This is a genomic window from Variovorax sp. OV329, assembly GCF_900114785.1.
In the GTDB taxonomy this organism is placed as follows: domain Bacteria; phylum Pseudomonadota; class Gammaproteobacteria; order Burkholderiales; family Burkholderiaceae_C; genus Variovorax.
The window spans coordinates 93,858-119,649 of record NZ_FOUG01000006.1 but is presented as its reverse complement, the minus strand read 5'-3'; the positions used below and the strand labels follow the sequence as shown (position 1 = coordinate 119,649).

Here is a 25,792-nt window from a genome sequence, read left to right as displayed (position 1 = left end):
TTGTACGCTGCGACCATGAACACCTCTGCTCCTGACGCCGCCGTGCGCACCGAGGTCGACGGCCCGGTCTGCACCATCGTGCTGAGCCGCCCGAAGCAGCGCAATGCGGTGGACGGCCCCACCGCCCGCGCGCTGCAAGAGGCCTTCGCCGGCTTCGAGGCGGACCCGGCCTTGCGCGTGGCGGTCCTGTGGGGCGAGCATGGCGTGTTCTGCGCGGGCGCGGACCTCGGCGCCATCAGCGACCCGTCGCGCCGGAACGAACTCGACCCCGAAGGGGGTGGCAGCGGCCCCATGGGCCCGACCCGCATGGCCCTGTCCAAGCCGCTCGTCGCCGCCATCCGCGGCCATGCGGTGGCCGGCGGGCTGGAACTGGCGCTGCTGGCCGACCTGCGCGTGGCCGAGGCGGATGCCGTGCTGGGCGTTTTCTGCCGCCGCTGGGGTGTGCCGCTGATCGACGGCGGCACGGTGCGGCTGCCGCGGCTGGTCGGCATGGGCCGCGCGCTGGACCTGATCCTCACGGGGCGCGCCGTCGCCGCCGACGAAGCGCTCGCGATGGGGCTCGTGAACCGCGTGGTGCCCAAGGGCGAAGCCCGGCATGCCGCCGAGCAGCTGGCGCGCGAGCTGGCGGCCTTTCCTCAGCAGTGCATGCTGGCCGATCGCGCCTCCGCCTACGCACAGTGGGACCTGCCGCTGGCCGAGGCCTTGCGGCAGGAAGGCCGGCACGGCGTGCCCATCGTCGCGGCCGAGGGCGCGGCCGGCGCGGCCCGTTTCGTGCAAGGTGCGGGCAGGCACGGCAAGCCCGCCTGAAGCCCCGCCCCCGCAAGGCGCACAATGCCCGACCGTTCGTCAGAATCAACCATGCCCAACGCTACGCACAACCTTCACGACAAGCGCCTGGCTGATGCATGGGCCACCTTGCAGGCCCATGCCGACCAGGGCCTTCCGCTCGATCACGATCCCTCGCGCCTGGCCTTCGCCGATCCCGAGTTCCTCCTGCGCCGCGAGACCCGCGGCCTGCGCATGCAGCTGGAGCTGATGAAGCCCGACCTGGAGATGCGCGCCCACGGCATCGAGAACACCGTGGTGGTGTTCGGCAGCGCGCGCTTCCGCAGCCAGGACGAGGCCGGCGCGCTGCTGGCCCAGGCCGAGGCCGCCGGCGACCAGGCCGCGGCCGAGCGTTGGCGGCGCCTGAGCCGCGGCACCCACTACTACGAGCAGGCCCGCGCCTTCGGCGCGCTGGTGGCCAACTACAGCAACGACAAGGACCCGGAAGACAAGCTCTTCGTCTGCACTGGCGGCGGCCCCGGCATCATGCAGGCGGCCAACCGCGGCGCCTACGAGGCCGGCGGCCTGAGCGTGGGGCTGGCGATCGCGCTGCCGATGGAAGAGGCGGCCAACCCCTACGTCACGCCGGCGCTGAGCTTCAAGTTCCACTACTTCGCCATCCGCAAGATGCATTTCATGATGCGGGCGAAGGCGCTGGTGGCCTTCCCGGGCGGCTTCGGCACGCTCGACGAATTGTTCGAGGTGGTGACGCTGGTGCAGACGCGCAAGTCGCGCCAGGTGCCCATCGTGCTGTTCGGCTCCGACTACTGGCGCCGGCTCATCGACTTCGACTTCCTGGTGGAAGAAGGCGTGATCTCGCCCGAGGACATCAAGCTCTTCGAGTACGTGGACGCGCCGCAGGACGCGTGGGACGCGATCAAGCGCTTCTACAAGCTCTGAAACGCGCCCACGCGCGTGCCCGCCGGCGCGCGGCGTCAGCCGTGATCGGCGCGGGGTGGCGCCTGCAGCCGGCTCACCGCCGGGGTGCCGGCCGCCACCACGCCGCCCACCAGCCAGAACACGCCGGCAATGCCGATCCACGCACCGGCCGCGCCGAACACCATGGGCATCGCCACGCTGGACGCGTTGAGGGTCATCACCCGCAGCGCCAGCGCCTCGCCGTAGCGGGCCGCGGGCGTGATCTGGTGCAGCATGCTCATCACCATCGGCTGTACCGAGCCCAGCGCGACGCCCAGCACCACCGAGCACAGGCCCATGGTCAAGGCGCCCGGCGCGAACGGGTAGGCCACGAAGACGACGGCCGTCAGCACGTTGGCGGCCATGATCACGTGGCGCTCGCTCAGGCGCGAGGCCAGCAGCGGGAGCACGATGCGGATGCAGGCCGCGGCCACCGCGAAGGCGCCGAGGATGGAACCGATCACCGAGGCCGAGAGGCCGCGCTCGTGCCCCAGGATGGGCAGCACGAAGGTGTGCACGTCCCACGAGGCCGACTGCAGCCAGTTCACGAAGAGCAGGCGCCTGAACATGGGCTCGGCCAGCAGGTCCCAGGCGCGCAGCTTCACGCCGGTGGCCGGCGCCGGCGTGTTGGGCGCCTCGTGCGCGCCGCGGGCCAGTGCCCAGCACAGCAAGGGCAGCAGGAACAGCAGCGCGAAGGCCACGCGATAGCCCATCAGGTCGCCCGGCACACGACCGGCATGGTCGATCAGCAGGCCCGCACAGAAGGGCCCCATGAAGTTGGCGGCGGCCGGCGCAATGGCCAGCCAGCTGAACACCTTCTTCAATTGGGTCGGGTTGCTGGTGGTGCGACCGACGTGGCGCTGCAGCACGATCACCGTGACGCCGGTCGCGCCGCCGGTGAGCAGTGCCGCCAGGCACAGCACCGGGAAGACCGGAAAGAGGCCGGCCAGGCCCGCGCCGATGGCCGCCGAGGCGACGGCGATGCCCAGCGGCCGCTTCAGCCCATGCCGGTCGGCATAGCGTCCGGCAGGCAGTGCCAGGAAGACCTGTGTCAGCGCGAACAGCGACAGCAGCACGCCCACGGCAGCGGCGCTGTAGCCCTGCTGCAGTGCCAGCAGGGGCGCCGCCAGCCGCGTGCCCGTCATCGCCGCGTGCAGGCAGACCTGCGCAAGGATGAGGCGCAGCAGTTCCGCGTTCACGATGCCAGTTCGTCGTCCAGGGGCAGCTGCGGATCGACCAGCGGCAGCAGGGCCTGGGCCTGCGCATCCGGCAATGCTTCGACCTTGCGCAGCGCCAGGCGCATCTGGCGTGCGCGGGTGTCGGCCTTGTCGAGCGTGTCGGAGGCCTTGGCCACCTGCTCCCTGACACGGCCCACCCATTCGCCATAGCGCTCGAACTCGGTCTTGACCGCGCCCAGCACCTTCCAGACCTCGGAAGCCTGGCGCTCCAGCGCCAGCGTGCGAAAGCCCATGTGCAGGCTGTTGAGCATGGCCAGCAAGGTGGTGGGGCCCGCCAGCGTCACGCGGTGCTGGCGCTGCATGGCGTCCATGAGGCCGGGCCGGCGCAGCACTTCGGCATACAAGCTCTCGACCGGCAGGAAAAGGATGGCGAAGTCGGTGGTGTGCGGCGCGGCGAGGTAGTTCTCGGCAATGGACTTGGCCTCGACGCGGATGCGCGTCTCCAGCGCCTTGGCCGCGCTTTCCGCGGCCGCGGAGTCGGCACGCTCGTGGGCGTCGAGCAGGCGCTCGTAGTCGTCGCGCGGGAACTTGGCATCGATGGGCAGCCACACCGGCGCGCCGTCGTCGCCGCGGCCCGGGAAGCGCACCGCGAAGTCCACGCGCTGGCCGCTGCGCGGCTTGGTCTCGACCTGGCGGGCGAACTGCTCGGTGGTCAGCACCTGCTCCAGCAGGGCTTCGAGCTGCACCTCGCCGAACACGCCGCGGGTCTTCACGTTGGTCAGCACGCGCTGCAGGTTGCCCACGCCCACGGCCAGCGACTGCATCTCGCCGAGGCCCTTGTGCACCTGCTCCAGGCGCTCGGCGACCTGCTTGAAGCTTTCGCCCAAACGGGTCTCGAGCGTGCTCTGCAGCTTCTCGTCCACCGTCTGGCGCATCTCGTCGAGCTTGGCGGTGTTGCTCTGCTGCAGTTGGGCGAGTTGCGCCTCCATGGTGGCGCGCACCTCGGACAGGCGGCGCGCGTTCGATTCGGCCAATGCCTGGAGTTGCGTCGACAGCGTGTCGCCCAGCGACTTCTGCAACAGCGACAGCTGGTGCGCGAAGGCTTCGATCTGCGCGTTCTGCGTCCGGGTGGCCTCGGCGCTCTGGTGCAGCACGCTCTGCTGGAAGTTGGCGAAGGCCTGCGCGGTCTCCTGCCGGGCCCCGCGCGCGCTTTCGCCGATCTCGTGGCGCAGCTCGCGCTCGGTTCTCTCGTTGGCGCTGGAAAGCGCCTGCAATATCTCGCCGTGCTCGGGCGCCGGCGCCTTGCGCACGAGCAGCCAGACGAGCAGCAGCAGGTTCAGGGCCGCAAGGCCCACCAGGATCCAGGTTTCCAAGATGCGCGTTCTTCTCTTCTTACTTGCGGGACGCCGAAATGACGGCGGGGTTCAGGGGGGTCTTGGCTTCGCCGCGTGTGAGGTAGGCGATGAGGTTGTCCACCGCCAGGTCGGCCATGGCCTTGCGCGTGGGCACGGTGGCGCTGGCGATGTGCGGCGTGAGCACCACGTTGGGCACGGTGAGCAGGTCCGGATGCACCTTGGGCTCGCCTTCGAACACGTCCAGGCCGGCCGCTGCGATGCGCTTGTCGCGCAGGGCCTGCGCCAGCGCCGCATCGTCCACGATGCCGCCGCGCGCGATGTTGATCAGCGTGGCAGTGGGCTTCATCTGCGCCAGCTCGGCCGCGCCGATGGTGTGGTGCGAGGCCGCGCTGTAGGGCACCACCAGCACCACGTGGTCGGCGGTCTTGAGCAGTTCCTCCTTGCTCACGTAGCTGGCCTTGCACTCGACTTCGAGCTTCGCATCGAGGCGCGACCGGTTGTGATAGACCACCTTCATGCCGAAGCCATGCGCCCCGCGCTTCGCGATGCCCTGCCCGATGCGCCCCATGCCGATGATGCCCAGCGTGCTGCCGTGCACGTCGCTGCCGGCGAACATGTCGTAGCGCCACTTGGTCCATTCGCCGCGGCGCAGGAAATGCTCGCTCTCGGTCACTCGGCGGGCGGTGGCCATCAGCAGGGCGAAGCCGAAGTCGGCGGTGGTCTCGGTGAGCACGTCGGGCGCGTTGGTGGCCAGCACGCCGCGGGCCGTCATGGCGTCCACGTCGAAGTTGTTGTAGCCCACGGCCATGTTGGCGCAGATCTTCAGTTCCGGGCAGGCCGCCAGCAGCTCGGCGTCGATGCGCTCGGTGCCGGTGGTGAAGGCGCCGGCCTTGCCCTGCAGCTTCGCCATGAGCTGTTCCTTGCTCCAGCTCTCGTCGGCCTGGTTGGCTTCGACGTCGAAGTGCTGTTCCAGGCGCGCGATGGTCTCGGGAAAGATGGCGCGGGCGACGAGTACCTTGGGTCGGGTCATGATGTTCAGCGGAAGAAGATGAAGGTCTGGACGACGAAAAGCGGCAACAGGATGGCACCGGACCACGCCATGTAGCCGAAGAAGCTGGGCATGCGCACCTGGCGGTCCTCGGCGATGGCCTTGACCATGAGGTTGGGCGCATTGCCGATGTAGGTGTTGGCGCCCATGAACACGGCCCCGGCGGAAATCGCGGCCAGCGTGCTGGCGTAGGTGGTCATGAGTGCGGCCGCATCGCCGCCCGCGGTGTTGAAGAACACCAGGTAGGTGGGCGCATTGTCCAGGAAAGAGCTCAGCACCCCCGTGGCCCAGAAATACATGGCCGGGTCGGGTTGGCCGTCGGGCCGGGTCACGGCCTGCACGATCGCGCCGAAGGGCCCGTTCGCGCCGGCCTTGAGCATGGCGATCACCGGCACGATGGTCAGGAAGATGCCGGCGAAGAGCTTGGCCACCTCGGCCATGGGCCCCCAGCCGAACTGGTTGCGCTCGTGCACCCGCGCGGGCGTGATCCGCAGCGACACCAGGACGAGGACGACCAGGCCGATGTCCCGCACCAGGCCGGGCAGGCCCACGGCGGTGCCGAAGACCTCGAAGCGCATGGGCGACTTCCACACCCCGCTCAGCAGCACCAGTCCCATCGCGACCAGCAGCAGCGCGAAGTTGATGCCGCCCTCGAAGCCCAGGCGGGCCGTGTCGGGCGTGGGATCGACCGGCAGCACGCCCTCGCGCTTGAAGTAGTGGCGATCGATGAGCCAGAAGAGGGCCAGCAGCGCGCCGACGATGAACAGGGTCTCGGGGAAGATGTTCTTCGCCGTCCAGAAGAAGTCCACGCCCTTGAGGAAGCCCAGGAACAGCGGCGGGTCGCCCAGCGGCGTGAGCGAGCCGCCCACGTTGGACACGATGAAGATGAAGAACACCACCACGTGCACCTTGTGCGTCCGGTTGTCGTTGGCGCGGATGAGCGGGCGGATGAGCAGCATCGACGCCCCCGTGGTGCCCATCAGCGAAGCCAGCACCGCGCCGATGGCCAGCAGGGCCGTGTTGAGCCCCGGGCTGCCATGCAGGTTGCCGCGGATGTAGATGCCGCCGGCCACCACGTAGAGCGCCGTGAGCAGGATGATGAAGGGCACGTATTCGCCCAGCAGCACGTGCACCAGTTCATGCAGCGTGGCCGGCAGGCCGAAGCCCGCGGCGAAGGGCAGCACGAAGGCCAGCGCCCAGGCGGCGGCCACCTTGCCGTAGTGGTGGTGCCAGAAGCCCGGTGCCGCCAGCGGCACCAGCGCGATCGAGAGCAGCAGCCCGGCAAAGGGCAGGCCCCACCAGGCCGACAGGGACGCGCCGTCCATGCCTCAGGCCGAGGTGGGCTGCGAGATGTCGAACACCTGGCGCAGGTAGGCCAGGTAGCGCTCGTCCTCGCACATGTTCTTGGAAGGCGTGTCCGACAGCTTGGCCACCGGCTGGTCGTTGCAGCGAACCATCTTGATGACGATCTGCAGCGGCTCGTAGCCCAGGTCGTTCGTGAGGTTGGTGCCGATGCCGAAGGCCAGCAGGCAGCGGCCGCGGAACTGCTGGTACAGCTCGATGGTGCGCGGCACGGTGAGCGCGTCGCTGAAGATCAGCGTCTTGGTGCGCGGGTCGACCCGGTTGGCCACGTAGTGCGCCAGCATGCGCTCGCCCCACTGGAACGGGTCGCCGCTGTCGTGCCGCGCGCCGTCGAAGAGCTTGCAGAAATACATGTCGAAGTCGCGCAGGAACGCGGTCATGCCGTAGACGTCCGACAGCGCGATGCCCAGGTCGCCCCGGTATTCGCGCGCCCAGCTCTCGAAGCCGAAGACCTGGCTGTCGCGCAGCCGCGGCCCCAGCGCCTGGCAGGCCTGCAGGTACTCGTGCGCCATGGTGCCCAGCGGAATGAGCCCCAGCTTCATCGCGTACAGCACGTTGCTGGTGCCGGCGAACTGCGCCGGCTGGCCGGCAGGCATGGCCTTGACCGGGCCGCTGGCCGGCGGTGGCGACACCGCGCCCAGCCGGGCCGAAAGCGTGCGCAGCACCTCCTCGTGCCATTCCTTGGAAAAGCGCCGGCGGGTGCCGTAGTCGGCGATCTTCAGGTCCGACAGGCCATCGGCCTGCAGCAGCTTGATCTTCTCTTCCAGCCGGCCGCGCCCCTCGGACAGGTTGGGTTGCGGCTGCGTGTTGCGGAAGTACACCTCGTTGACGATCGCCAGCACCGGGATTTCGAACAGGATGGTGTGCAGCCAGGGCCCCTCGATGCCGATCTCCAGCTCGCCGGTGGGCAGGGGCTTGATGCTGATGTACTTCTCGTTGAGCTGGAACAGGCCCAGGAAGTCGATGAAGTCGCTCTTGATGAAGCGCATGGAGCGCAGGTAGGCCAGTTCGGCGTCCTTGAAGCGCAGCTGGCACAGGCCCCGCACCTCTTCGCGGATCTGGCCGGCGAATTGCGCCAGGTTCACGCCGGGGTTGCGGCACTTGAAGCGGTACTCGACGCGCGCCCCCGGAAAGTGATGCAGCACCACTTGCATCATCGTGAACTTGTACAGGTCGGTGTCGAGCAGGCTTTGAATGATCATTTTTTCGCAGGCGCAGTCTCTCTTGGGCGTGCGCCCGATTATCACGGTCTGCGTCGGCGGGTGCCTACGGACCCTTCCCCGCCGCTCCTACCAATGGCTCCCAATCGCGAACCTACAGTGCAGTTCAGGCGGCAGGCAACTGCCATCCGATCCACCTCAAGCAAGGAGTTCAGCCATGAACAAAGACACCGTCGAAGGCAACTGGAAGCAGCTCAAGGGCAAGGTCAAGGAGCAGTGGGGCAAGCTGACCGACGACGATTTCGATGTCATCGCCGGCAAGCGCGACCAACTGGTCGGCCGCATCCAGGAACGCCACGGCATCAGCCGCGACGAAGCCGAGAAGCAAGTCAAGGATTGGGAAGGCCGCAATCCGAATTCCTTCTTCGAGAAGGTCTGAGACCCCTTTCCAACCCGTAAGGAGAATAGAAAATGAAGCGACACATTTTGATGCTGGCCGTGGCGTCCTGCTTTGCCGCAGGCCAGGCGTTTGCCCTGACCGCCGACGAATACAAGATTGCCAAGGAAAAGATCGAAGCCGACTACAAGGTCGACAAGACCGCGTGCGACACGTTGAAGGACAATGCCAAGGACGTGTGCAAGAAGGAAGCCGAAGGCAAGGAAAAGGTTGCCAAGGCCGAACTGGAGCAGCAGTACAAGCCCAGCGACGCGCATGCCCGCAAGGTCCAGGAAGAAAAGGTCGAGGCCGCCTATCAGGTCGCCAAGGAAAAGTGCGACGACATGAAGGGTGACGCCAAGGACGCTTGCCAGAAGCAGGCCAAGGCCGACGAATCCAAGGGCAAGGCCGACCTGAAGGCCATGAAGACCTCCAGCAAGTAAGCCGGGGCCGTCTAGCCGGCGCGCAGCGCGTCGGCCACCTCTCTCAGCGCCCGGGGCAACTGCACCGGGCGTTGTGTCGTCCGGTCGACGTAGACGTGAACGAAATGGCCCTGTGCCGCCGCTGTCTCCGCACCCTGGGCGAACAGGCCCACCTCATAGCGGACGCTGGACGAGCCGGTGTGGGCCACCCGCACGCCCGCCTCCACCGTCTCCGGGAAGGCCAGGGAGGCGAAATAATTGCATTGGGTCTCGACCACCAGGCCAATCACCTCGCCCTGGTGGATGTCCAGCGCACCTCGCTCGATCAGCAGCGCATTCACGGCAGTATCGAACCAGCTGTAGTAAACGACGTTGTTGACATGGCCGTACATGTCGTTGTCGGCCCAGCGCGTAGGAATGGCCCGGAACGCCGGGTAGCTGCTGCGGAGATGGGGCGTGGGGCGGCTCATGGGCGGCGATTCTGCCTTTTTAGAAAGCCGCCTCTAAATTGCTGCAATGCAACAAAAAGGGCTTGAATCCGTCACTCGCAGGCCGCATACTTCGAACCATGCTGCACCGCAACATGAATGGGCGGATCAGCTAAACGACTCTCTTTCGAACTGTTGACCACCCTCACTGGAGCAAACTCATGTCCCTGACCGCCGACCAACTCATCGCCGCCCAAAAAGCCAACCTCGAAACCCTGTTCGGCCTGACCACCAAGGCCTTCGAAGGCGTCGAGAAGATCGTCGAACTGAACGTGACCGCCTCCAAGGCAGCGCTGACCGAAGCCGCCACGACCGCCCAGGCCGCCCTGCAAGTCAAGGACGTGCAAGAACTGCTGGCCCTGCAAGCCAGCCTGTTCCAGCCCCTGGCCGAGAAGACCGCTTCCTACAGCCGTCACCTGTACGAAATCGCCCAAGGCACCGGCGCCGAATTCGGCAAGGCCTTCGAAGTCAAGGCCACCGAAGCCCAGCAGACCATCGTCGGCCTGATCGACAGCGCCTCCAAGAACGCCCCGGCCGGTTCGGAAACCGCCGTCGCCGTGCTCAAGAGCGCCGTCGCCGCCGCCAACAATGCCTTCGAGTCCGTGCAAAAGGCCGTCAAGCAAGCTTCCGACGTCGCCGAAGCCAACTTCAACGCCGTCTCGACCACGGCCGTGAACGCCGCCAAGAGCACCGCCCAGACCGCTTCGCGCAAGCGCTAAGCAGTCCTACAAGTTGTCTCCTTGGGTCCCTCGGGATCCAATTGAGCCCCGCCTTCGGACGGGGCTCTTTTTTTGCCTGCGCCGCCCGCTTCCATAATCTCCCCCGCAGCACAGGAGACTTCAAATGCAAATCAAGGGCAATGTATTCATCGTCACCGGCGGGGCCTCGGGCCTGGGCGAAGGTACGGCGCGCATGCTGGCCGAGGCCGGCGCCAAGGTGGTGATCGCCGACATGCAGGTCGACAAGGGCGAGGCCGTGGCCCGCGAGATCGGCGGCATCTTCGTCAAGTGCGACGTCAGCCAGGAAGCCGACGGCCAGGCGGCCGTGGCCGCGGCGCTCAAGCTGGGCAAGCTTTCGGGCCTGGTCAACTGCGCCGGCGTGGCGCCGGCCGAGAAGACCGTGGGCAAGAACGGCCCGCACGCCCTGGCCGTTTTCAGCAAGACCATCACCGTCAACCTGCTGGGCAGCTTCAACATGATCCGCCTGGCGGCCGACGCGATGGCGAAGAACGAGCCGGAATCGACCGGCGAGCGCGGCGTGCTCATCTCCACCGCCTCGGTCGCGGCCTACGACGGCCAGATCGGCCAGGCCGCCTACAGCGCCTCCAAGGGCGGCGTGGTCGGCATGACCCTGCCGATCGCCCGCGACCTGGCGCGCAACGGCATCCGCAACATGACCATCGCTCCCGGCATCTTCGGCACGCCCATGCTCTTCGGCATGCCGCAGGAGGTGCAGGACGCGCTGGCCGCCAGCGTGCCCTTCCCCTCGCGCCTGGGCACCCCCCAGGACTACGCCAAGCTGGCGCGCCACATCATCGAGAACGACATGCTCAATGGCGAGGTGATCCGGCTGGACGGTGCCATCCGCCTGGCACCGCGCTGAAGACGAAGGGCTAGCGGCGCCGGGGCGCCGCGTCCATGTCGCGCCCGGCCCGCGAGCGCTTCTCCAGGCGCTCGTACTCGGCGATCACCTGGGCGCCGAAGAGCAGCAGGGTGGCGGCGATCTCCAGGCTCAGCAGGACCACGATCGCCGTGGTGAGCGAGCCGTAGACCACCGTCACCTGCGACAGCGACGAGAAATACCAGATCAGCAAGCGCCGCGTCACCTCCCAGAGCAGCGCGGCGGTCACGCCGCCCAGCAATGCATGGCTGAGCGAGAGCCGGCCCACCGGCATCACCATGTACAGCGAGGTCAGCATCAGGATCTCGCCGCCCAGGCCCAGCAGGTAGAGCAGGACGCCGGAAATGCCGGAGAGAGACCAGCTGCGCCCGAAGAGGTCGATGCTTTCCTGCCCGATGACCTGCAGGGCGCCCGCCACCACCGTCACCAGCATCAGGCCGATGCACAGGCACACGATGTAGACATAGGGCATGACCGCCGAGACCAGGAAATGCCGCGAGCGGTCCTGCTTGCGGTGGTGGAAGATCACCGACATGGCGCCTTCCAGCACAGTGAAGGCCAGCGAACTGAAGAACAGCAGCGTGATCAGCAGCACCGGCCCCAGCACGTCGCGGTGCAGGAGGAAATTGGCCAGTTCGGCCACCAGCGCCTTGGACTGGCCCGGCACCACCCATTCCAGATAGCGGCCCACCGTGGCGAAAAGTTCGTCCTCGGCGATGAAGTGCGACAACACCATCACGCTCAGGATCAGGAGAGGCACGATGGACAGCAGCGCGTAGTAGGCCACTGCGCCGGCCAGCAGCAGGCCCTGGTTGGCCCTGAAAGCCTTGGCCGCATCCCACGCGAAGCGCAAGGGGTGGCGGATGGCGACGAAGAAGGGTTGCCTGCGGTTCATTCCTGGGCATCGGATGGGATGCCGGCCCAGTATGTCATTGGCCGGCGCGCCGTGCGCTGCCTGGGCCCTTGCGTATCATCGGAAGCCCCCGCCCCATGACCATTCCAGCCTCGTTCATCCAGGAGTTGATCGCTCGTGCCGACATCGTCGAGATCGTCGGCCGCTCGGTGCAGCTCAGGAAGGGCGGCGCCAACTTCATGGGGCTGTGCCCCTTCCACAGCGAGAAGTCGCCCTCCTTCACTGTCAGCCCGACCAAGCAGTTCTATCACTGCTTCGGCTGCGGGGCGCACGGCAACGCCATCGGCTTCCTGATGGAGCACGGCGGCATGGGCTTCGTCGAGGCGGTGCAGGACCTGGCCGGCCAGTACGGCCTGCAGGTGCCCGAGGACGACGCCTCGCCGCAGGACCGCGCCCGCGCGGCCAGCCAGCGGCAGAAGCAGGCCAGCCTCTCCGACGTGCTGGAAAAGGCGGGCGAGTCCTACAGGGCGCAGCTCAAGCGCTCGGACCGGGCCGTCAACTACTTCAAGGGCCGGGGACTGTCGGGCGAGATCGCCAAGCGCTTCGGCCTGGGCTACGCGCCCGAGGGCTGGCGCTCCTTGGCCAGCGTCTTCCCGGACTACGAGGAGCCCCTGCTGGTGGAAAGCGGCCTGGTCATCACCTCCGACGAAGGCGAAGGCAAGCGCTACGACCGCTTCCGCGACCGGGTGATGTTCCCCATACGCAACGTCAAGGGCGAATGCATCGGCTTCGGCGGCCGGGTGCTGGGCGACGACAAGCCCAAGTACCTCAACTCGCCCGAGACCCCGGTCTTCAGCAAGGGCCGCGAGCTCTACGGCCTGTTCGAGGCCCGCACCGCCCTGCGCGAGAAGGGCTACGCGCTGGTCACCGAGGGCTACATGGACGTGGTGGCGCTGGCGCAGCTGGGCTTTCCCAACGCGGTGGCCACGCTGGGCACGGCCTGTACCAACGAACATGTGCAGAAGCTCTTCCGCTTCACCGACTCGGTGGTGTTCAGCTTCGACGGCGACGCCGCCGGCCGGCGCGCGGCGCGCAAGGCGCTGGACGCCGCCCTGCCCTTCGCCAGCGACGTGCGGACCATCAAGTTCCTGTTCCTGCCGGCCGAGCACGACCCCGACAGCTTCATCCGCGAGTTCGGCGCCGACGCCTTCGCCCGCTTCGTCGGCGAGGCTACGCCGCTGTCGCGCTTCATGCTGGAAGCCGCCCGCGAGGGCTGCGACCTGGGCACGGCCGAGGGCCGCGCTCACCTGAGCAGCAACATCGGCCCCATGTGGACGGCCCTGCCCGAAGGCGCCCTCAAGCGACAGTTGCTCGGCGAGATCGCGGGCCTGGTTCAGTTGGGCGCCCAGGACCTGTCCGACCTTTGGAAGCCGGCCGCCGCGCCGGCCCGCCGCAATGCGCCTGCGGGTGGTCAGGAAAGCCCGCCCGCCTGGGACGGTCCGCCCGATGCCCCGTGGGAAGGCAGCGGCGGCTACGACCCGGACCCAGGGTACGGATCCGGCGATGGCTACGGGTCCGGCGGCGGCTATGGTTCCGGCAGCGGCCATGGTTCCGGTAGCGCCTACGGCTCCGGTGAGCGACGCGGCGGCTTCAAGGGCCGCCGGCAGCAGTTCAACCGCCCACCCCGCCCGCAGGGCCGCATCAAGCCGACCAGCCGCCAGGAGGTTGCAGCCCGGCTGTTGCTGTCCAACATGGCCCCCTGGGAAGGCCTCTCCCACGAGTTGCACACCGTGCTGTGCGAACTGCCGGGCGAGCTGGGTGAACTCTTTCGCTGGATCGATACCCAGCATCACGAGCACGGCACACTCCCCTGGGCGGCCTTGCGAGAAGGCCTGCGCGGCCTCAGCTTCGAGCCCATGGCCCTGAAGCTGATGACAGGCCCGGATGGCGCGCCCGTGGGCGACATGGAAGAAGAGGCCTCGTCCAGCCAGGCCGCGCCGGACGTGACGACCGAACTCAAGGACGTGCTGGCCCGGATGCTGATCGACAGATTGGGCGCCCAATTGACCGAGACGGCCGGCGCCTTCGGCACCGACCCGGCCGCGCCGGAGCGCTATCGCGCCCTGGAAGCCCGGCGGCGGGAACTCCAAGCCAGCCTCTGACCTCGACTGGACGCAAAACAAGCGCAATACCTGCTTGAAAAAGCGGCAGGACGCTATAATGTAAGGCTTCGTGGACGGCGTAAATGTCGTTCGCGAGCTGGCAAGAGCGACAGCAGCACCTCCGGGCCGGCCCCTAAGCGCAACGCATTCCCTCGACGGGATCAGGGCCAATACACCGCAAGGACTGCACACCAAATGTTCGCCCACATCTTGCCGGCGCCATGCAAAGGTGCGCCCTGACGCGCCCCTTGCATCTGCCCCTATGCCCGCGCCGGGTTCGTGGCGCTGTGTGATTCCGCTAGTTTCATCAAGATGTTCGAGGTCGTATGCCCAGTACAAAGAAGCCTGCCGTTTCCGCCACGAAATCCGCTGTCGGCAAGACGCCGGCCAAGCCCGCAGCCAAGGCTGCGAGCAAGACGGCAACCACAGCGACCAAGACCGCTGAGGTGAAGAAAGCCAAAACCGTGACGACCAGCAGCACCCCCAAAGCCACCCCCACCACCGCCGAACTGAAGAAGACCGCCGACAAGGCCACCGCGACCGCCGCCGCCCCGGCCAAGAAGGTCGGCCGTCCGCCCAAGGCGGCCGGCACCACCGCCACCGCCACGACCGGCGCCAAGCGCGGCCGCAAGCCCAAGGCTGCGGCCGAGGCACCGGCCGGCAGCGACGTCGACCTGTCGGACATCGAGGAAGACCTGGCGGGCGAGCCGGCAGCGGCAGTGACCGAGGAAAAGGTCAAGCCGCTTCGCATGAAGATCAGCAAGGCGAAGGAACGCGCCTTGATGAAGGAGTTCGGCCTGGACGAGACCGTTCTGTCCGAGGAAGACCTGGCCAAGCGCCGCCAGCGCCTGAAGACCCTGATCACCCTGGGCAAGACCCGCGGCTACCTCACGCAAGGCGAGATCTCCGACCACCTTCCCGACAAGCTGGTCGACGCCGAGACCATGGAAGTGGTGGTCTCCATGCTCAACGACATGGGCGTGGCGGTGTACGAGCAGACGCCCGACGCCGAGACCCTGTTCCAGAACAACGTGGCCCCCACCGCGGCCACCGTGGAAGAAGCCGAGGAAGAAGCCGAAGCCGCCCTGTCCACCGTGGACAGCGAGTTCGGCCGCACGACCGACCCGGTGCGCATGTACATGCGCGAGATGGGCACGGTCGAACTGCTCACCCGCGAGGGCGAGATCGAGATCGCCAAGCGCATCGAAGGCGGCCTGATGGACATGATGCATGCCATCTCGGCCTCGCCCGCCACCATTGCGGAGATCCTGCGGCTGGGCAACGAGATCCGCGAAGGCAAGATCGTCATCTCGACCGTGGTCGACGGCTTCTCCAATCCCAACGAAGCCGACGACTACGTGGCCGAGGAAGATTTCGACGAGTTCGACGAGGACGATGACGACGACGGCAACGGCGGCTCCAAGGCGCTGACCAAGAAGCTGGAAGAACTCAAGCGCGAAGCCCTCACCCGCTTCGACCGCATGGCCGAATTGTTCGAGAAGGTCCACAAGACCTACGACAAGGAAGGCTACGGCACGCCCACGTACACCAAGACGCAGTTGGCCCTGTCGGAAGAGCTGATGACCATCCGCTTCACCGCCCGCACCATCGAGAAGCTGTGCGACATGGTGCGCACGCAGGTGGACGACGTGCGCAAGAAGGAGCGTGAGCTGCGCCGCATCATCGTGGACAAGTGCGGCTTCCCGCAGGAAGACTTCATCCGCGACTTCTCCGGCTACGACAAGAAGGGCCAGCGCGTGGCCTCCAACCTGCTGAACACCAAGTGGGTGGAGAAGCAGGCCGCCGCCGGCAAGCCCTGGAGCGCCGTGATGCAGCGCAACATCCCGCCGATCCAGGAGTTGCAGACCAAGCTGGCCGACATCCAGTCGCGCGTGGTGGTGCCGCTGGCCGAGCTCAAGGACATCAACAAGCGCATGAACCAGGGCGAGTCGTCCTCGCGCGATGCCAAGAAGGAAATGATCGAGGCCAACCTGCGCCTCGTGATCTCCATCGCCAAGAAGTACACCAACCGCGGCCTGCAGTTCCTCGACCTGATCCAGGAAGGCAACATCGGACTGATGAAGGCGGTCGACAAGTTCGAATACCGTCGCGGCTACAAGTTCTCGACCTACGCCACGTGGTGGATCCGCCAGGCCATCACGCGCTCGATCGCCGACCAGGCACGCACCATCCGCATCCCGGTGCACATGATCGAGACCATCAACAAGATGAACCGCATCAGTCGCCAGCACTTGCAGGAGTTCGGCTTCGAGCCCGATGCCGGCATCCTGGCCGCGAAGATGGAGATCCCCGAGGACAAGATCCGCAAGATCATGAAGATCGCCAAGGAGCCGATCTCGATGGAAACCCCCATCGGCGACGACGACGATTCGCACCTGGGCGACTTCATCGAGGACAGCACCAACACCGCGCCCATCGAGGCCGCGATGCAAGCTGGCCTGCGCGACGTGGTCAAGGACATCCTCGACTCGCTGACGCCGCGCGAAGCCAAGGTGCTGCGCATGCGCTTCGGCATCGAGATGAGCACCGACCACACGCTGGAAGAAGTGGGCAAGCAGTTCGACGTGACGCGCGAGCGCATCCGCCAGATCGAGGCGAAGGCACTTCGCAAGCTCAAGCACCCCAGCCGCTCGGACAAGCTGCGCAGCTTCATCGATACACTGTAGAGCGACACCCCTCGCCCGCCAATGAAAGCGCCCGTGCAGGAAATGCCGGGCGCTTTTTCTTTGGGCTGGCGATGAACAACGACGAAGAAGAAGGGCAGCCATGAATCCCGAAGCAGCAACCATCTGGAAAGCGCCCCGCTGGGCGCTGGCCGTGCTGCTGGCGGTGCTGGGCATGCTGGGGCCCTTCTCCATCGACACCTACATCCCGGCCTTCTCGGGCATCGCGCATTCGATCGGCGCGAGCCCGGTCGAGATGCAGCAGACGCTTTCGGCCTACCTGTTCGGCTTCGCCTTCATGAACCTGTTCCACGGGGCGCTGTCGGACAGCATCGGTCGCCGCCCGGTGGTGCTGGGCGGGATCGCGGTGTTCACGCTGGCCTCGCTGGGCTGTGCGCTGTCGCAGAGCATCGGGCAGCTGGTGCTGTTCCGCGCGCTGCAGGGCATGGCGGCGGGCGCAGGCATCGTGGTGTCGCGCGCGGTGATCCGCGACATGTTCCCGCCGGCCGAGGCGCAGAAGGTGATGAGCCAGGTCACCATCTACTTCGGCATCGCCCCGGCCATCGCGCCGATCATCGGCGGCTTTCTATTCGTGCACCTGGGCTGGCACAGCATCTTCTGGTTCCTGGTGGCGGTGGGCGTGCTGCTCTTCGTCTTCAACTGGCGCCTGCTGCCCGAGACGCTGCACGTGCAGGATCGGCAGCCCTTCCACCCGGCCCACCTGCTGCGCGGCTACTGGTCGCTGTGCTCGGACCCGCGCTTCCTGCTGCTCGCGCTGGCCAGCGGCGTGCCATTCAACGGCATGTTCCTCTACGTGTTGTCCGCACCGGCCTTCCTCGGCGAGCACCTGCACCTGGCGCCCACGCAGTTCTTCTGGTTCTTCGTGCTGACCATCGGCGGCATCATGCTGGGCGCCTGGCACAGCGGGCGCAAGGCCGGCAAGGTCAGGCCCAAGCGGCAGATCCGCGACGGCTTCTTCATCATGCTGCTGACCTCGATCGTCAACGTGGTGGCCAACCTGCTCTTCGCGCCGCACGTGGGCTGGGCGCTGTGGCCGCTGGGCGTGTTCGCTTATGGCTGGGCGCTGATGGTCCCGGTGGTCACGTTGCTGGTCCTGGACCTGCACCCCGAGCGGCGCGGCATGGCCTCGTCGCTGCAGGCGGTGATCGGCGCGGTGGCCAACGGCGTGGTGGCGGGCGCAGTGGCACCGCTGGTGATGCATTCGACCGTGCTGCTGGCCCTCACCTCCTTCACGATGATGGCGGTGGGGCTGGTCGCGTGGTTCTGGCTGCGCAGGCGCTGGCCGGAGATCGGGCGCGAGCACGCGCTGTGAGCTGGCGGCGCTGAGCGGCCTTGCGGCACAGGCGCGACGCAAGGCATTTCTGTTTCTCATTCTGGTCATTGCCGGAGCAATGAAAAGAATGAGAAACACAAACTACCGCGCCACCCCCAAGAGCCGCCCCAGCACCTCAGGCTGCGCCCGCAGCGCCTGCGCCTTCTCCGCGTGCACGATCGTGCCGTGATCGAGCACCACCGCCTCGTCGGAGATCGCAAGCACCGCCTGCGGATGCTGCTCCACGATGATCGCGGCCAGCCCCTCGTCGCGGGTGATGCGCCGGATGGCGCGAAGCAGCTCTTCCACGATGATGGGCGCCAGGCCTTCCAGCGGTTCGTCCAGCAGCAGCAGGCGCGGGTTGAGCGCCAGCGCGCGGCCCACGGCCAGCATCTGCTGCTCGCCGCCCGAAAGCTGCGTGCCCAGGTTGCCCTTGCGCTCGGCCAGGCGCGGGAACATCTCGTACACCCGCGCAGGCGTCCAAGCCTGCTTGCTGCCGGCGCGCGCCGGCCGCTCCACCGCCGTGAGGTTCTCGTGCACCGTCAGCGACTTGAAGATGTTGCGCTCCTGCGGCACCCAGCCGATGCCGGCCGCGGCGCGCTGGTGCGGTGCCAGCTTGTTCAGCGTCTGCCCCGCCAGCGCGATGCTGCCGCCATGCTGGCGCGTGACGCCTGCCAGCGTGTTGATGAGCGTGGTCTTTCCGGTGCCGTTTCGGCCCAGCAGCGCCAGGGTCTGGCCCTCGCCCAGCCGGAGCGACACGCCGTGGATCACCACCGCCTCGCCGTAGCCGGCGCTCAGGCCCTCGGTCTGCAGAAGCACCTCAGCCATGCGCCACCTCGCCGTGGCCCAGGTAGACCTCCTTGACCTTCGGATCGTTGGCGATGGTGTCGGGGTCGCCCTCGGTGAGGAGCGTGCCGTTGACCAGCACCGTCATGCGGTCGGCAAAACTGAAAACCAGGTCCATGTCGTGTTCGATGAGCAGCACCGAGACATCGGCCGGCAAGGCGGCCACGGTCTGCAGAAGCTCCTCGCGTTCGCCGGCAGGCACGCCGGCCACAGGCTCGTCCAGCAGCAGCACACGCGGCTCGCAGGCCAGCGCGATGGCGATCTCCAGCAGGCGACGCTTGCCATAGGCCAGGTGCTTGGTCTGCACCTGCGCCACGTCGGACAGGCGGAATTGCTCCAGCAGTTGCGCGGCGCGCTCGGCCACCGCTTTTGACGCGCCCAACGGCTTCCACCATTGCCGACCCAGGCCCTGGTGCTGCGAGATCACCAGCGCCAGCGTCTCCAGCGGCGTCATGGAGTCGAACAGCTGGTTGATCTGGAAGGTGCGAACCATGCCGCGCGCCACGCGCTGGTGGGGCGCCAGGCGGGTGATGTCCTCGCCCAGCAGCTCGATGCGGCCGCCGGTGGGGGCGAGCACGCCAGTCAGCAGGTTGATCAGGGTCGTCTTGCCGGCGCCGTTGGGGCCGATGAGCGCATGGCGCGCGCCGGGGCGCAGCTGAAGCGAGACGTTGTTCGTCGCCACGATGCCGCCGAAGCGCATCACCAGGCCGGTCGCGCAGAGCACGGGCGATGTCATGCCTTGGCCCCCTTCTTCGCAGCAGCGCCGGAACCGAACCAGGTCCAGGGCCGCAGCAACCGCTCGCGGCCCACCAGCACCAGCAGGACCAGGATCAGGCCGATCCAGAACATCCAGTACTGCGGCGTGACGGCCGAGAGCCAGTCCTGCAGCACCTTGAAGACGATGGCACCCGCCACGCCGCCGTAGAGCCAGCCCACGCCGCCGATGACCAGCATCAGCATCACGTCGGCCGAGCGGTCGAAGGAGAGCACGTCCAGCGAGGCAAAGCCCGTGGTCTGCGCGAGCAGCGCGCCGGCCGCCCCTGCGATGGCGGCGGCGATGGTGTAGACGACGGCCAGCCGCGAAACCACCGGCACGCCGATGGCCATGGCGCGCAGGCGGTTGTCGCGAATCGCCTTGAGCGTGGCGCCGAAGGGCGAATGCACCAGGCGCCGCATGAAGAGGAAAAGCACGAAGGCCACGCCTATCGAGTACCAGGCGGCCGTGCGGCCGAACAGGTCGAACTCGAACAGGCCCAGCACCGGCCCCATGACCACCCCCTGCAGGCCGTCGGCGCCGCCGGTGAGCCAGTCCAGCTTGTTGGCCAGTTCCAGCAGCAGCAGCGCCGTGCCCAGCGTGACCATGAGCCGCGTAAGGTCGGTGCCACGCAGGATGGTGACGCTGGCCACCGCGCCCAGCAGGCCGGTCAGCACGATGGCCACGACGAGGCCCACGGTGGGGTCGGGCATCACATGCTTGGCGAACAGGGCTGCGGCGTAGGCACCGAAGCCGAAGAAGCCGGCATGCCCCAGCGACACGATGCCGGTATAGCCCAGGATCAGGTCCAGCGACATCGCGAACAGGGCCACGATGGCGATCTCGTTGATCATCAGCGCGTGCGAGGGCGTGATGAGCGGCAGCGCGAAGGCCAGCGCCCACACGGCGAATTCCCAGGGACGCCAGCGCGCCTTGCGCAGCAGGGCCGTCTGCAGCTCGGCAGGGGTGTTCGTCACTTGGCGGCTCCCTTGCGCGTGAACAGGCCCTGAGGGCGCCACAGAAGAATCACGATCATCAGCAGGTAGACGGTGAAGGCCCCCATCTTGGGGATGAAGTACTTGCCGGCCACGTCGGCGATGCCCAGCAGCAGCGCCGCCAGCAGCGGCCCGGTGATGGACGAGGTGCCGCCCACCGAGACCACGATGAGGAAGTAGATCATGTACTTCAGCGGGAAGGTCGGGTCCAGCCCCAGGATCTCGGCACCCAGCGCACCGCCCAGCCCCGCCAGGCCCGAGCCCACCGCGAAGGTGAGCAGGAACACCATGTTCACGTTGATGCCCAGGCCCGAGGCCACGCGCGGGTCGTCCACCGCGGCGCGCAGGCGGCTGCCGAAGCGGGTCTTGGACAAGATGAGCTGCAGCACCACGGTGAGCACCGCGCACACCGCGATGATGAAGATGCGGTAGTGGCCCATGCCGAGCATGAACGCGCCGTCGCCGATTTCCGTGCGGCCGCGCAGCCACTCGGGCAAGTGCACGTTCTGCTGGGAAGAGCCCGCGAAGTAGTCGACGGCCGCCACCGCCATGAAGGCCAGGCCGATGGAGAACAGCACCTGGTCCAGGTGCGACTTGCCGTACATGGGGCGATAGAGCGTGCGCTCCAGCAGCGCGCCCAGCAGCGCCACCCCGATGAAGGCCAGCGGCAGGCACGCAAGGAACGGGATGCCGAGCTTCTGCATCGCGATCACCGTGAGGTACCCACCGGCCATCGCGAAGGCGCCATGCGCGAGGTTGATGAAGTTCATCAGCCCCAGCGTCACGGCCAGTCCGACCGCGAGGACGAAGAGCAGCATGCCGTAGGCGATGCCGTCGAAAAGAATGGTCAACATATCAGCAAGTCACGGCCCATCGGAAAAAACGACGCGAGCTACCTGTATCAGCCCCCGTGCCGCGGAACCGGCTTTGCCGGGCCGCAGGCAGGGTCCCCTCCTCGGGAATTACACGAAGCGAAGCGAAGTGAAAAGCCGGGAGGCCCTATTTGTCTTTACCGGGGTCCTTCACCGCCTTGATCACGTCGAACTCCACGTTGTAGAGCTGGCCGTTCTTCTTCTCGACCTTGCGCAGGTACACGTCCTGCACGATGTCGCGCGTCTGCGCATCGATCAGCACCTCGCCGCGCGGGCTCTCGAAGACCTGGCCCTTCATCGCAGCCAGCAGCGCGTCGCCGCCGCCCTTGCCCTTGGTGGTCTTGAGCGCCTCGTAGATCACGCGCATGCCGTCGTAGCCGCCCACGCCCATGAAGTTGGGACGCATGCCCTTGTTGGCCTTCTGGAAGGCGTCGACGAACTTCTTGTTCAGCGCCGAGTTGTGGTCGGCCGAGTAGTGGTGGGTGGTGACCACGCCCAGCGCGCCGTCGCCCATGTCGTTGAGCTGGTCGTCGTCCGTCACGTCGCCGGTGGCGATCAGGCGGATGCCGGCCTTGTCCATGCCGCGCTCGACGAACTGCTTCATCACCGCCGCGCCCGCGCCCGAGGGCACGAAGACGAACAGCGCATCGGGCTTGGCGTCGCGCACCTTCTGCAGGAAAGGCGCGAAGTCCGGGTTGCGCAGCGGCACGCGCAGCTTCTCGAGCACCTTGCCGCCGTTGAGCGTGAAGCGCTCGCTGAAGTACTTCTCGGCGTCGTTGCCCGGGCCATAGTCGGTGACCAGGGTCACGACCGACTTCACGCCGTTCTTCGGCGCCCAGTCGCCCATGGCCACCGACACCTGCGGCAGCGTGAAGCTGGTGCGCACGATGTAGGGCGAGGCATTGGTGATCGACGAGGTGGCGGCGGCCATCACCACCAGCGGCGTCTTGGACTGCGTGGCCAGCGGTGCGGTGGCCATGGCCGAGGGCGTGATGCCCATGCCGGCCAGCACGTCCACCTTGTCGTTGACGATGAGTTCCTGCGCCAGGCGCTTGGTCACGTCGGGCAGGCTGGTGTCGTCCTTGACGATCAACTCGACCTTGCGGCCCGCCACGGTGTCGCCGTTCTGCGCCATGTAAAGACGCGCGGCGGCCTCGATCTGGCGGCCGGTGCTGGCCTGCTGGCCGGTCATGGGCAGCACCAGGCCGATCTTGAAGGGGGCACTCTGGGCCAGGGCCAGCGGCGCGGCGATTGCCAGGGCGGTGAGGCTGCAGGCCTGGATGAGTTGACGGCGTTTCATCATCTGGAGAATCTCCTTGGTCTCGAAGGGGACGGGCAAAGCTGCGCTATTTTCAACAATTTGCAACATTCTCGCCTCGACGCATTCACCTAGAGCGCGCGAGGCCCCGAGGATTGCTGCGCGTTGTGCGAGCGGTTTGCGCGATCATCGCGCGAGCGGATGACAGGCTCAATCGGGCCGATAGGCCGAGTCGATCGTGAGGGTGCCGACGGCCCGCGACACGCAGGCACAGATGCGGGAGTTGCCCTTCTTCTCGTGCTCGCTGAGGAACACGTCGCGGTGGTCGATCTCGCCTTCCAGCGCGGTCACGTCCATCGCGCACAGGCCGCATTCGCCGCGCCGGCAGTCCCACAGGGTCTGTACGCCGGCGGCCTCCAGGGCCTCGAGCAGGGTCGCGTTGGCCGGCACCTCGATCTCGAGTGAATGCCGAGGCACCTTGACCCTGAAGCTCTTCGTGGGCAGGCGGCCGCTGCTGCCGAAGGTCTCGAAGCGCAGGTCGGCCAGGGGCCGGGCCGAGCTGCTCCAGGCCTGCTTCACCGCCTCAAGCATGGGCACCGGGCCGCAGGTGTAGACCTGTGCGCCTGCCGGCAGCCGCGCGATTTCGCCGGCGAAGTCGATGGGCGCCGAGCCTTCGTGCGTGACCAGGCGGTCGCCAAGCACTTCCTGCAGTTCGGCGAGATAGGCCAGCTCATCCCGGCTGCGCGCGCCGTAGAGCATGCGCACGCTGGCACCGCTGCGCTGCGCCAGGGCGGCCAGCCGTCGGGCCATGAACACCAGCGGCGTGATGCCGATGCCGCCCGCCACCACCAGGTAGGCCGGCGCGTTCAGGTCCAGCGAGAAATGGGACTGCGGCTCGCTCACCAGGATGCGGTCGCCCACGGCCAGCTTCCACATCGCCAGCGATCCACCGCGGCCATCATCCAGGCGCTTGACCGCAATCCGCCAGGCCTGCCCGTCGGGCTCGCCGACCAGCGAGTAGGAGCGGGTCTGCATGCGCCCGCCGGCCAGCACCTGCACCTGCAGGTGGGCGCCCGGCTCGTGGTCCGATGCGACGCCCGAATCGGGGCGGATCAGGAATTCACGCACCGTGGGCGTGAGCTCGCGCACGGCCGCGATGCGCGCCGGCATCCAGTGGATCTCGCTTTTCATCTTGGGAAGAAGTGTCTTGTTGTTCTAGCCGCGGCGGCGGATGAGCTGCACGCCGGGCAGGGAGTGGTCCACGTTGCCGTGCAGCGCCTCGCGCAGGTTGCGACGCGCAATGCGGCTGTGCTCGCGCATCAGCGATTCGGCGCGGGCGCCTTCGCGGGCCTCGATGGCGTCGAGCACCTGCCAGTGCTGGTCCTGCGCGATCACCAGCATGTCGCGCGCGGCCGGCGAATTGGCTTGCACCACCACGAAGGCGGAGGGCGAGGCGAAGGGCAGGTTCACCGCGCGCTCCAGCTGCTTGGCGATGAGCGGGCTACCCGACATCTCATAAAGCAGCGAATGGAACTGCTCGTTGAAGGCCACGTAGCGCGAGAAGGCGGCATCGTCCAGCGCGCTCTCTCGCAGCAGTTCGTCGATGCGCGAGAGGCACGCGCGCGCCTCGCGCAGCACCACCGGCGCCGCGCCGCGCTCAGCGGCCAGTCGGGCTGCCAGGCCTTCCAGCGTGCCGCGCAGCTCGATGGCATCGGACACGTCGCGTTCGGAAAAGGTGCGCACCGCATAGCCGCCATTGGGCAGCGCTTCGAGCAGGCCTTCCTGCTCCAGCCGCATGAGCGCGCTGCGCACCGGCGTGCGCGACACGCCCAGCATTTCGGAGATGGCCACCTCGGCGATGCGCGTGCCGCCTGCGAGCTCGCCTGCCAGGATCAGCTCGCGCAGCCGCAACTGCGCCTTCACCGCGTGCGAGCCTGCGGGTTCGGCCGTGTCGGCCGCGCTGTTCAAGGCGACGGTCATGCCGCGATCCGACCGGGCTGCGCCGGCTGGATGGGAATGGTCGGCGCGCGGGGCCGTTCGCGCTCGACCAGGCCGTCGATCAGGCGGCGCGCCCACATGGAGCCGGCGTCGATGTTGAGGTTGTAGAAGACGTGGTCGGGCCGCTCGTCCATGGCACGCTGCTGCGCCTCCAGCACCAGCTCGTCCTCGCGGAAGATGGTGGCCACGCCCTCGCGCAGTTCATGGGTCAGGCGCTGCTCGCCCAGGCAATAGTTGCGCGCGAAGGCCCAGAAGTACAGGCAGGTCGTGTCGGTCTCGGGCGTGATGGTGTTGAGCACGTATCCGTTCACGCCGCGGCTGCGGTCGCCAGGCGATGACTGGCTGGGCACCGCTCCGCTGCCCGCCTCGGCCACACCCACGTCGATGGTCACGGTGCACGGCCCCTCGAAGCGGATGATCTGCCAGCGGTCCACCTTGCCGGTGTAGCCGCGCGCATGCTTGATCTGTCCGGCCCAGAAGGGCGGCGCGTCGATGCCTTCCATCCAGCGCGTGACGGTGGCGGTGCGGTCGCCGTGCGTGGCGACGAAGGGTGCCTCGGCCACTTCGCGGTTGCCGATGGAGGAGCCGTGCACGAAGGTCTCGTGCGTCAGGTCCATGAGGTTGTCGACCACCAGGCGGTAGTCGCAGGCCACGCGGATCATCTTGCCGTCGCCGGCCCAGGCCGGGTCGTCGTTCCAGTGCATGTCGGGCACCAGGGCGGGGTCCGCCTTGGCGGGGTCGCCCGGCCACACCCACACGAAGCGGTGCTTCTCCACCACCGGAAAGCTGCGCACGCAGGCAGAGGGATTGAGCGTCTCCTGGCTGGGCATGTGGGTGCAGCGGCCCTGGCTGTTGTAGACCAGGCCGTGGTAGCCGCACACCAGCTCGTCGCCCTCCAGGCGGCCCAGCGACAGGGGCATCAGGCGGTGCCAGCAGGCGTCTTCCAGCGCGGCCACCTGTCCGTCGGTGCGGCGGAAAAGCACCAGCTTCTGGTTGCAGACGGTGCGAGGCGTGAGGGCGTGCTTCACCTCCACGTCGTAGGCGGCGGCGTACCAGGCATTCAAGGGGAAAGCGGGACTCTTGGTGGCGATCATGGATACTCACTGTATACATTGATGCCGCCAAGTCCAGCGAATTGGGGGATTTCAAGGGTAAACACCAGCATCGATGTATACACAACTGGGCGCCCGCCTGCGTTTACGATCGTTTTCCTTTCCAATCACCC

The 25,792-nt window shown here is 67.4% G+C and carries 24 protein-coding genes; 9 read left to right on the top strand and 15 right to left on the bottom strand.

Going from position 1 to position 25,792, the window contains the following annotated elements:
• Positions 1 to 15 precede the first annotated feature (15 nt).
• Together BM345_RS12105 and BM345_RS12100 are read left to right on the top strand one after the other, a co-directional pair.
• Positions 16 to 807, top strand: a complete 792-nt coding sequence (locus BM345_RS12105; RefSeq protein ID WP_093379769.1) for a crotonase/enoyl-CoA hydratase family protein — start codon at positions 16 to 18, stop codon at positions 805 to 807.
• A gap of 51 nt (positions 808 to 858) precedes the next feature.
• A complete protein-coding gene (locus BM345_RS12100) occupies positions 859 to 1,725 on the top strand; it encodes an LOG family protein (RefSeq protein ID WP_093379766.1) in 867 nt (288 codons plus the stop codon).
• Between the two features lie 35 nt (positions 1,726 to 1,760).
• On the opposite strand, the gene BM345_RS12095 is transcribed toward BM345_RS12100, so the two are convergent.
• From BM345_RS12095 to pncB, 5 genes are read right to left on the bottom strand one after another with little or no spacing between them, the layout of a single operon-like run.
• Complete coding sequence (locus tag BM345_RS12095) at positions 1,761 to 2,945, bottom strand: MFS transporter (RefSeq protein ID WP_093380182.1); 1,185 nt, start codon at positions 2,943 to 2,945, stop codon at positions 1,761 to 1,763.
• A complete protein-coding gene (locus BM345_RS12090) occupies positions 2,939 to 4,294 on the bottom strand; it encodes a DNA recombination protein RmuC (protein ID WP_093379764.1) in 1,356 nt (451 codons plus the stop codon). The genes BM345_RS12095 and BM345_RS12090 overlap by 7 nt, the downstream gene beginning before the upstream one ends.
• A 19-nt stretch (positions 4,295 to 4,313) precedes the next feature.
• Positions 4,314 to 5,306, bottom strand: coding sequence for a 2-hydroxyacid dehydrogenase (locus tag BM345_RS12085; protein ID WP_093379761.1), 993 nt, complete (start codon positions 5,304 to 5,306; stop codon positions 4,314 to 4,316).
• 5 nt (positions 5,307 to 5,311) lie between these two features.
• Positions 5,312 to 6,649, bottom strand: a complete 1,338-nt coding sequence (locus tag BM345_RS12080) for a sodium:proton antiporter (RefSeq protein WP_093379759.1) — start codon at positions 6,647 to 6,649, stop codon at positions 5,312 to 5,314.
• Positions 6,650 to 6,652: 3 nt separating this feature from the next.
• Positions 6,653 to 7,888, bottom strand: coding sequence for a nicotinate phosphoribosyltransferase (gene pncB, locus BM345_RS12075; RefSeq protein ID WP_093379757.1), 1,236 nt, complete (start codon positions 7,886 to 7,888; stop codon positions 6,653 to 6,655).
• 175 nt (positions 7,889 to 8,063) lie between these two features.
• On the opposite strand from pncB, the gene BM345_RS12070 reads away from it, so the two are divergent.
• Both BM345_RS12070 and BM345_RS12065 read left to right on the top strand, forming a co-directional pair.
• The gene (locus tag BM345_RS12070) at positions 8,064 to 8,285 is read left to right on the top strand and encodes a CsbD family protein (RefSeq protein WP_093379755.1); all 222 of its coding nucleotides are present in this window, start codon (positions 8,064 to 8,066) and stop codon (positions 8,283 to 8,285) included.
• A 32-nt stretch (positions 8,286 to 8,317) separates the two neighbouring features.
• A complete protein-coding gene (locus BM345_RS12065; protein WP_093379752.1) occupies positions 8,318 to 8,725 on the top strand; it encodes a hypothetical protein in 408 nt (135 codons plus the stop codon).
• An 11-nt stretch (positions 8,726 to 8,736) separates the two neighbouring features.
• On the opposite strand, the gene BM345_RS12060 is transcribed toward BM345_RS12065, so the two are convergent.
• Positions 8,737 to 9,174, bottom strand: a complete 438-nt coding sequence (locus BM345_RS12060) for an acyl-CoA thioesterase (RefSeq protein WP_093379750.1) — start codon at positions 9,172 to 9,174, stop codon at positions 8,737 to 8,739.
• Between the two features lie 179 nt (positions 9,175 to 9,353).
• Here BM345_RS12060 and BM345_RS12055 point away from each other — a divergent pair, with 179 nt between their 5' ends.
• Together BM345_RS12055 and BM345_RS12050 are read left to right on the top strand one after the other, a co-directional pair.
• Positions 9,354 to 9,911, top strand: a complete 558-nt coding sequence (locus BM345_RS12055) for a phasin family protein (RefSeq protein ID WP_093379747.1) — start codon at positions 9,354 to 9,356, stop codon at positions 9,909 to 9,911.
• Between the two features lie 124 nt (positions 9,912 to 10,035).
• On the top strand, positions 10,036 to 10,794 hold the full coding sequence (locus BM345_RS12050) for a 3-hydroxyacyl-CoA dehydrogenase (RefSeq protein WP_093379744.1): 759 nt from the start codon (positions 10,036 to 10,038) through the stop codon (positions 10,792 to 10,794).
• Between the two features lie 10 nt (positions 10,795 to 10,804).
• Here the strand turns inward: BM345_RS12050 and BM345_RS12045 are convergent, their stop codons facing one another.
• Positions 10,805 to 11,707, bottom strand: coding sequence for a YihY/virulence factor BrkB family protein (locus BM345_RS12045; protein ID WP_093379742.1), 903 nt, complete (start codon positions 11,705 to 11,707; stop codon positions 10,805 to 10,807).
• 95 nt (positions 11,708 to 11,802) lie between these two features.
• Between BM345_RS12045 and dnaG the strand changes: the two genes are divergently transcribed.
• From dnaG to BM345_RS12030, 3 genes are all read left to right on the top strand, one after another.
• Positions 11,803 to 13,827 (top strand): DNA primase, encoded by a 2,025-nt coding sequence (dnaG, locus tag BM345_RS12040; protein ID WP_093379739.1) that lies wholly within the window; start codon positions 11,803 to 11,805, stop codon positions 13,825 to 13,827.
• Positions 13,828 to 14,153: 326 nt separating this feature from the next.
• Entirely contained in the window at positions 14,154 to 16,514 is a 2,361-nt protein-coding gene (gene rpoD, locus BM345_RS12035) for an RNA polymerase sigma factor RpoD (protein ID WP_093379736.1), read from the top strand.
• A gap of 100 nt (positions 16,515 to 16,614) precedes the next feature.
• Positions 16,615 to 17,844, top strand: coding sequence for a multidrug effflux MFS transporter (locus BM345_RS12030; protein ID WP_093379734.1), 1,230 nt, complete (start codon positions 16,615 to 16,617; stop codon positions 17,842 to 17,844).
• 102 nt (positions 17,845 to 17,946) lie between these two features.
• Here BM345_RS12030 and BM345_RS12025 read toward each other — a convergent pair whose 3' ends face one another.
• From BM345_RS12025 to BM345_RS11990, 8 genes are all read right to left on the bottom strand, one after another.
• The gene (locus BM345_RS12025; RefSeq protein ID WP_093379731.1) at positions 17,947 to 18,672 is read right to left on the bottom strand and encodes an ABC transporter ATP-binding protein; all 726 of its coding nucleotides are present in this window, start codon (positions 18,670 to 18,672) and stop codon (positions 17,947 to 17,949) included.
• Complete coding sequence (locus BM345_RS12020) at positions 18,665 to 19,426, bottom strand: ABC transporter ATP-binding protein (protein ID WP_093379729.1); 762 nt, start codon at positions 19,424 to 19,426, stop codon at positions 18,665 to 18,667. Before BM345_RS12020 ends, BM345_RS12025 begins: the two co-directional genes overlap by 8 nt.
• Positions 19,423 to 20,421, bottom strand: a complete 999-nt coding sequence (locus BM345_RS12015; RefSeq protein ID WP_254789704.1) for a branched-chain amino acid ABC transporter permease — start codon at positions 20,419 to 20,421, stop codon at positions 19,423 to 19,425. Before BM345_RS12015 ends, BM345_RS12020 begins: the two co-directional genes overlap by 4 nt.
• The gene (locus BM345_RS12010) at positions 20,418 to 21,293 is read right to left on the bottom strand and encodes a branched-chain amino acid ABC transporter permease (protein WP_093379726.1); all 876 of its coding nucleotides are present in this window, start codon (positions 21,291 to 21,293) and stop codon (positions 20,418 to 20,420) included. The genes BM345_RS12015 and BM345_RS12010 overlap by 4 nt, the downstream gene beginning before the upstream one ends.
• A gap of 145 nt (positions 21,294 to 21,438) precedes the next feature.
• Positions 21,439 to 22,611 carry an ABC transporter substrate-binding protein gene (locus tag BM345_RS12005; RefSeq protein ID WP_093380179.1) on the bottom strand — a complete coding sequence of 391 codons (1,173 nt, stop codon included), beginning with the start codon at positions 22,609 to 22,611 and terminating at the stop codon, positions 21,439 to 21,441.
• A 168-nt stretch (positions 22,612 to 22,779) separates the two neighbouring features.
• Entirely contained in the window at positions 22,780 to 23,760 is a 981-nt protein-coding gene (locus BM345_RS12000) for a PDR/VanB family oxidoreductase (RefSeq protein ID WP_093379724.1), read from the bottom strand.
• A gap of 24 nt (positions 23,761 to 23,784) precedes the next feature.
• Entirely contained in the window at positions 23,785 to 24,549 is a 765-nt protein-coding gene (locus BM345_RS11995) for a GntR family transcriptional regulator (protein WP_093379722.1), read from the bottom strand.
• Positions 24,546 to 25,658, bottom strand: a complete 1,113-nt coding sequence (locus tag BM345_RS11990) for an aromatic ring-hydroxylating dioxygenase subunit alpha (RefSeq protein WP_217653984.1) — start codon at positions 25,656 to 25,658, stop codon at positions 24,546 to 24,548. The genes BM345_RS11995 and BM345_RS11990 overlap by 4 nt, the downstream gene beginning before the upstream one ends.
• Positions 25,659 to 25,792 lie beyond the last annotated feature (134 nt).

Bases quoted from the DNA above. Each gene is read 5' to 3' on its own strand.
- BM345_RS12105 (WP_093379769.1), top strand. From the start codon at position 16: ATGAACACCTCTGCTCCTGACGCCGCCGTGCGCACCGAGGTCGACGGC.
- BM345_RS12100 (WP_093379766.1), top strand. From the start codon at position 859: ATGCCCAACGCTACGCACAACCTTCACGACAAGCGCCTGGCTGATGCA.
- BM345_RS12085 (WP_093379761.1), bottom strand. From the start codon at position 5,306: ATGACCCGACCCAAGGTACTCGTCGCCCGCGCCATCTTTCCCGAGACC.
- BM345_RS12080 (WP_093379759.1), bottom strand. From the start codon at position 6,649: ATGGACGGCGCGTCCCTGTCGGCCTGGTGGGGCCTGCCCTTTGCCGGG.
- pncB (WP_093379757.1), bottom strand. From the start codon at position 7,888: ATGATCATTCAAAGCCTGCTCGACACCGACCTGTACAAGTTCACGATG.
- BM345_RS12070 (WP_093379755.1), top strand. From the start codon at position 8,064: ATGAACAAAGACACCGTCGAAGGCAACTGGAAGCAGCTCAAGGGCAAG.
- BM345_RS12065 (WP_093379752.1), top strand. From the start codon at position 8,318: ATGAAGCGACACATTTTGATGCTGGCCGTGGCGTCCTGCTTTGCCGCA.
- BM345_RS12060 (WP_093379750.1), bottom strand. From the start codon at position 9,174: ATGAGCCGCCCCACGCCCCATCTCCGCAGCAGCTACCCGGCGTTCCGG.
- BM345_RS12055 (WP_093379747.1), top strand. From the start codon at position 9,354: ATGTCCCTGACCGCCGACCAACTCATCGCCGCCCAAAAAGCCAACCTC.
- BM345_RS12050 (WP_093379744.1), top strand. From the start codon at position 10,036: ATGCAAATCAAGGGCAATGTATTCATCGTCACCGGCGGGGCCTCGGGC.
- BM345_RS12045 (WP_093379742.1), bottom strand. From the start codon at position 11,707: ATGAACCGCAGGCAACCCTTCTTCGTCGCCATCCGCCACCCCTTGCGC.
- dnaG (WP_093379739.1), top strand. From the start codon at position 11,803: ATGACCATTCCAGCCTCGTTCATCCAGGAGTTGATCGCTCGTGCCGAC.
- rpoD (WP_093379736.1), top strand. From the start codon at position 14,154: ATGCCCAGTACAAAGAAGCCTGCCGTTTCCGCCACGAAATCCGCTGTC.
- BM345_RS12030 (WP_093379734.1), top strand. From the start codon at position 16,615: ATGAATCCCGAAGCAGCAACCATCTGGAAAGCGCCCCGCTGGGCGCTG.
- BM345_RS12025 (WP_093379731.1), bottom strand. From the start codon at position 18,672: ATGGCTGAGGTGCTTCTGCAGACCGAGGGCCTGAGCGCCGGCTACGGC.
- BM345_RS12020 (WP_093379729.1), bottom strand. From the start codon at position 19,426: ATGACATCGCCCGTGCTCTGCGCGACCGGCCTGGTGATGCGCTTCGGC.
- BM345_RS12010 (WP_093379726.1), bottom strand. From the start codon at position 21,293: ATGTTGACCATTCTTTTCGACGGCATCGCCTACGGCATGCTGCTCTTC.
- BM345_RS12005 (WP_093380179.1), bottom strand. From the start codon at position 22,611: ATGAAACGCCGTCAACTCATCCAGGCCTGCAGCCTCACCGCCCTGGCA.
- BM345_RS12000 (WP_093379724.1), bottom strand. From the start codon at position 23,760: ATGAAAAGCGAGATCCACTGGATGCCGGCGCGCATCGCGGCCGTGCGC.
- BM345_RS11995 (WP_093379722.1), bottom strand. From the start codon at position 24,549: ATGACCGTCGCCTTGAACAGCGCGGCCGACACGGCCGAACCCGCAGGC.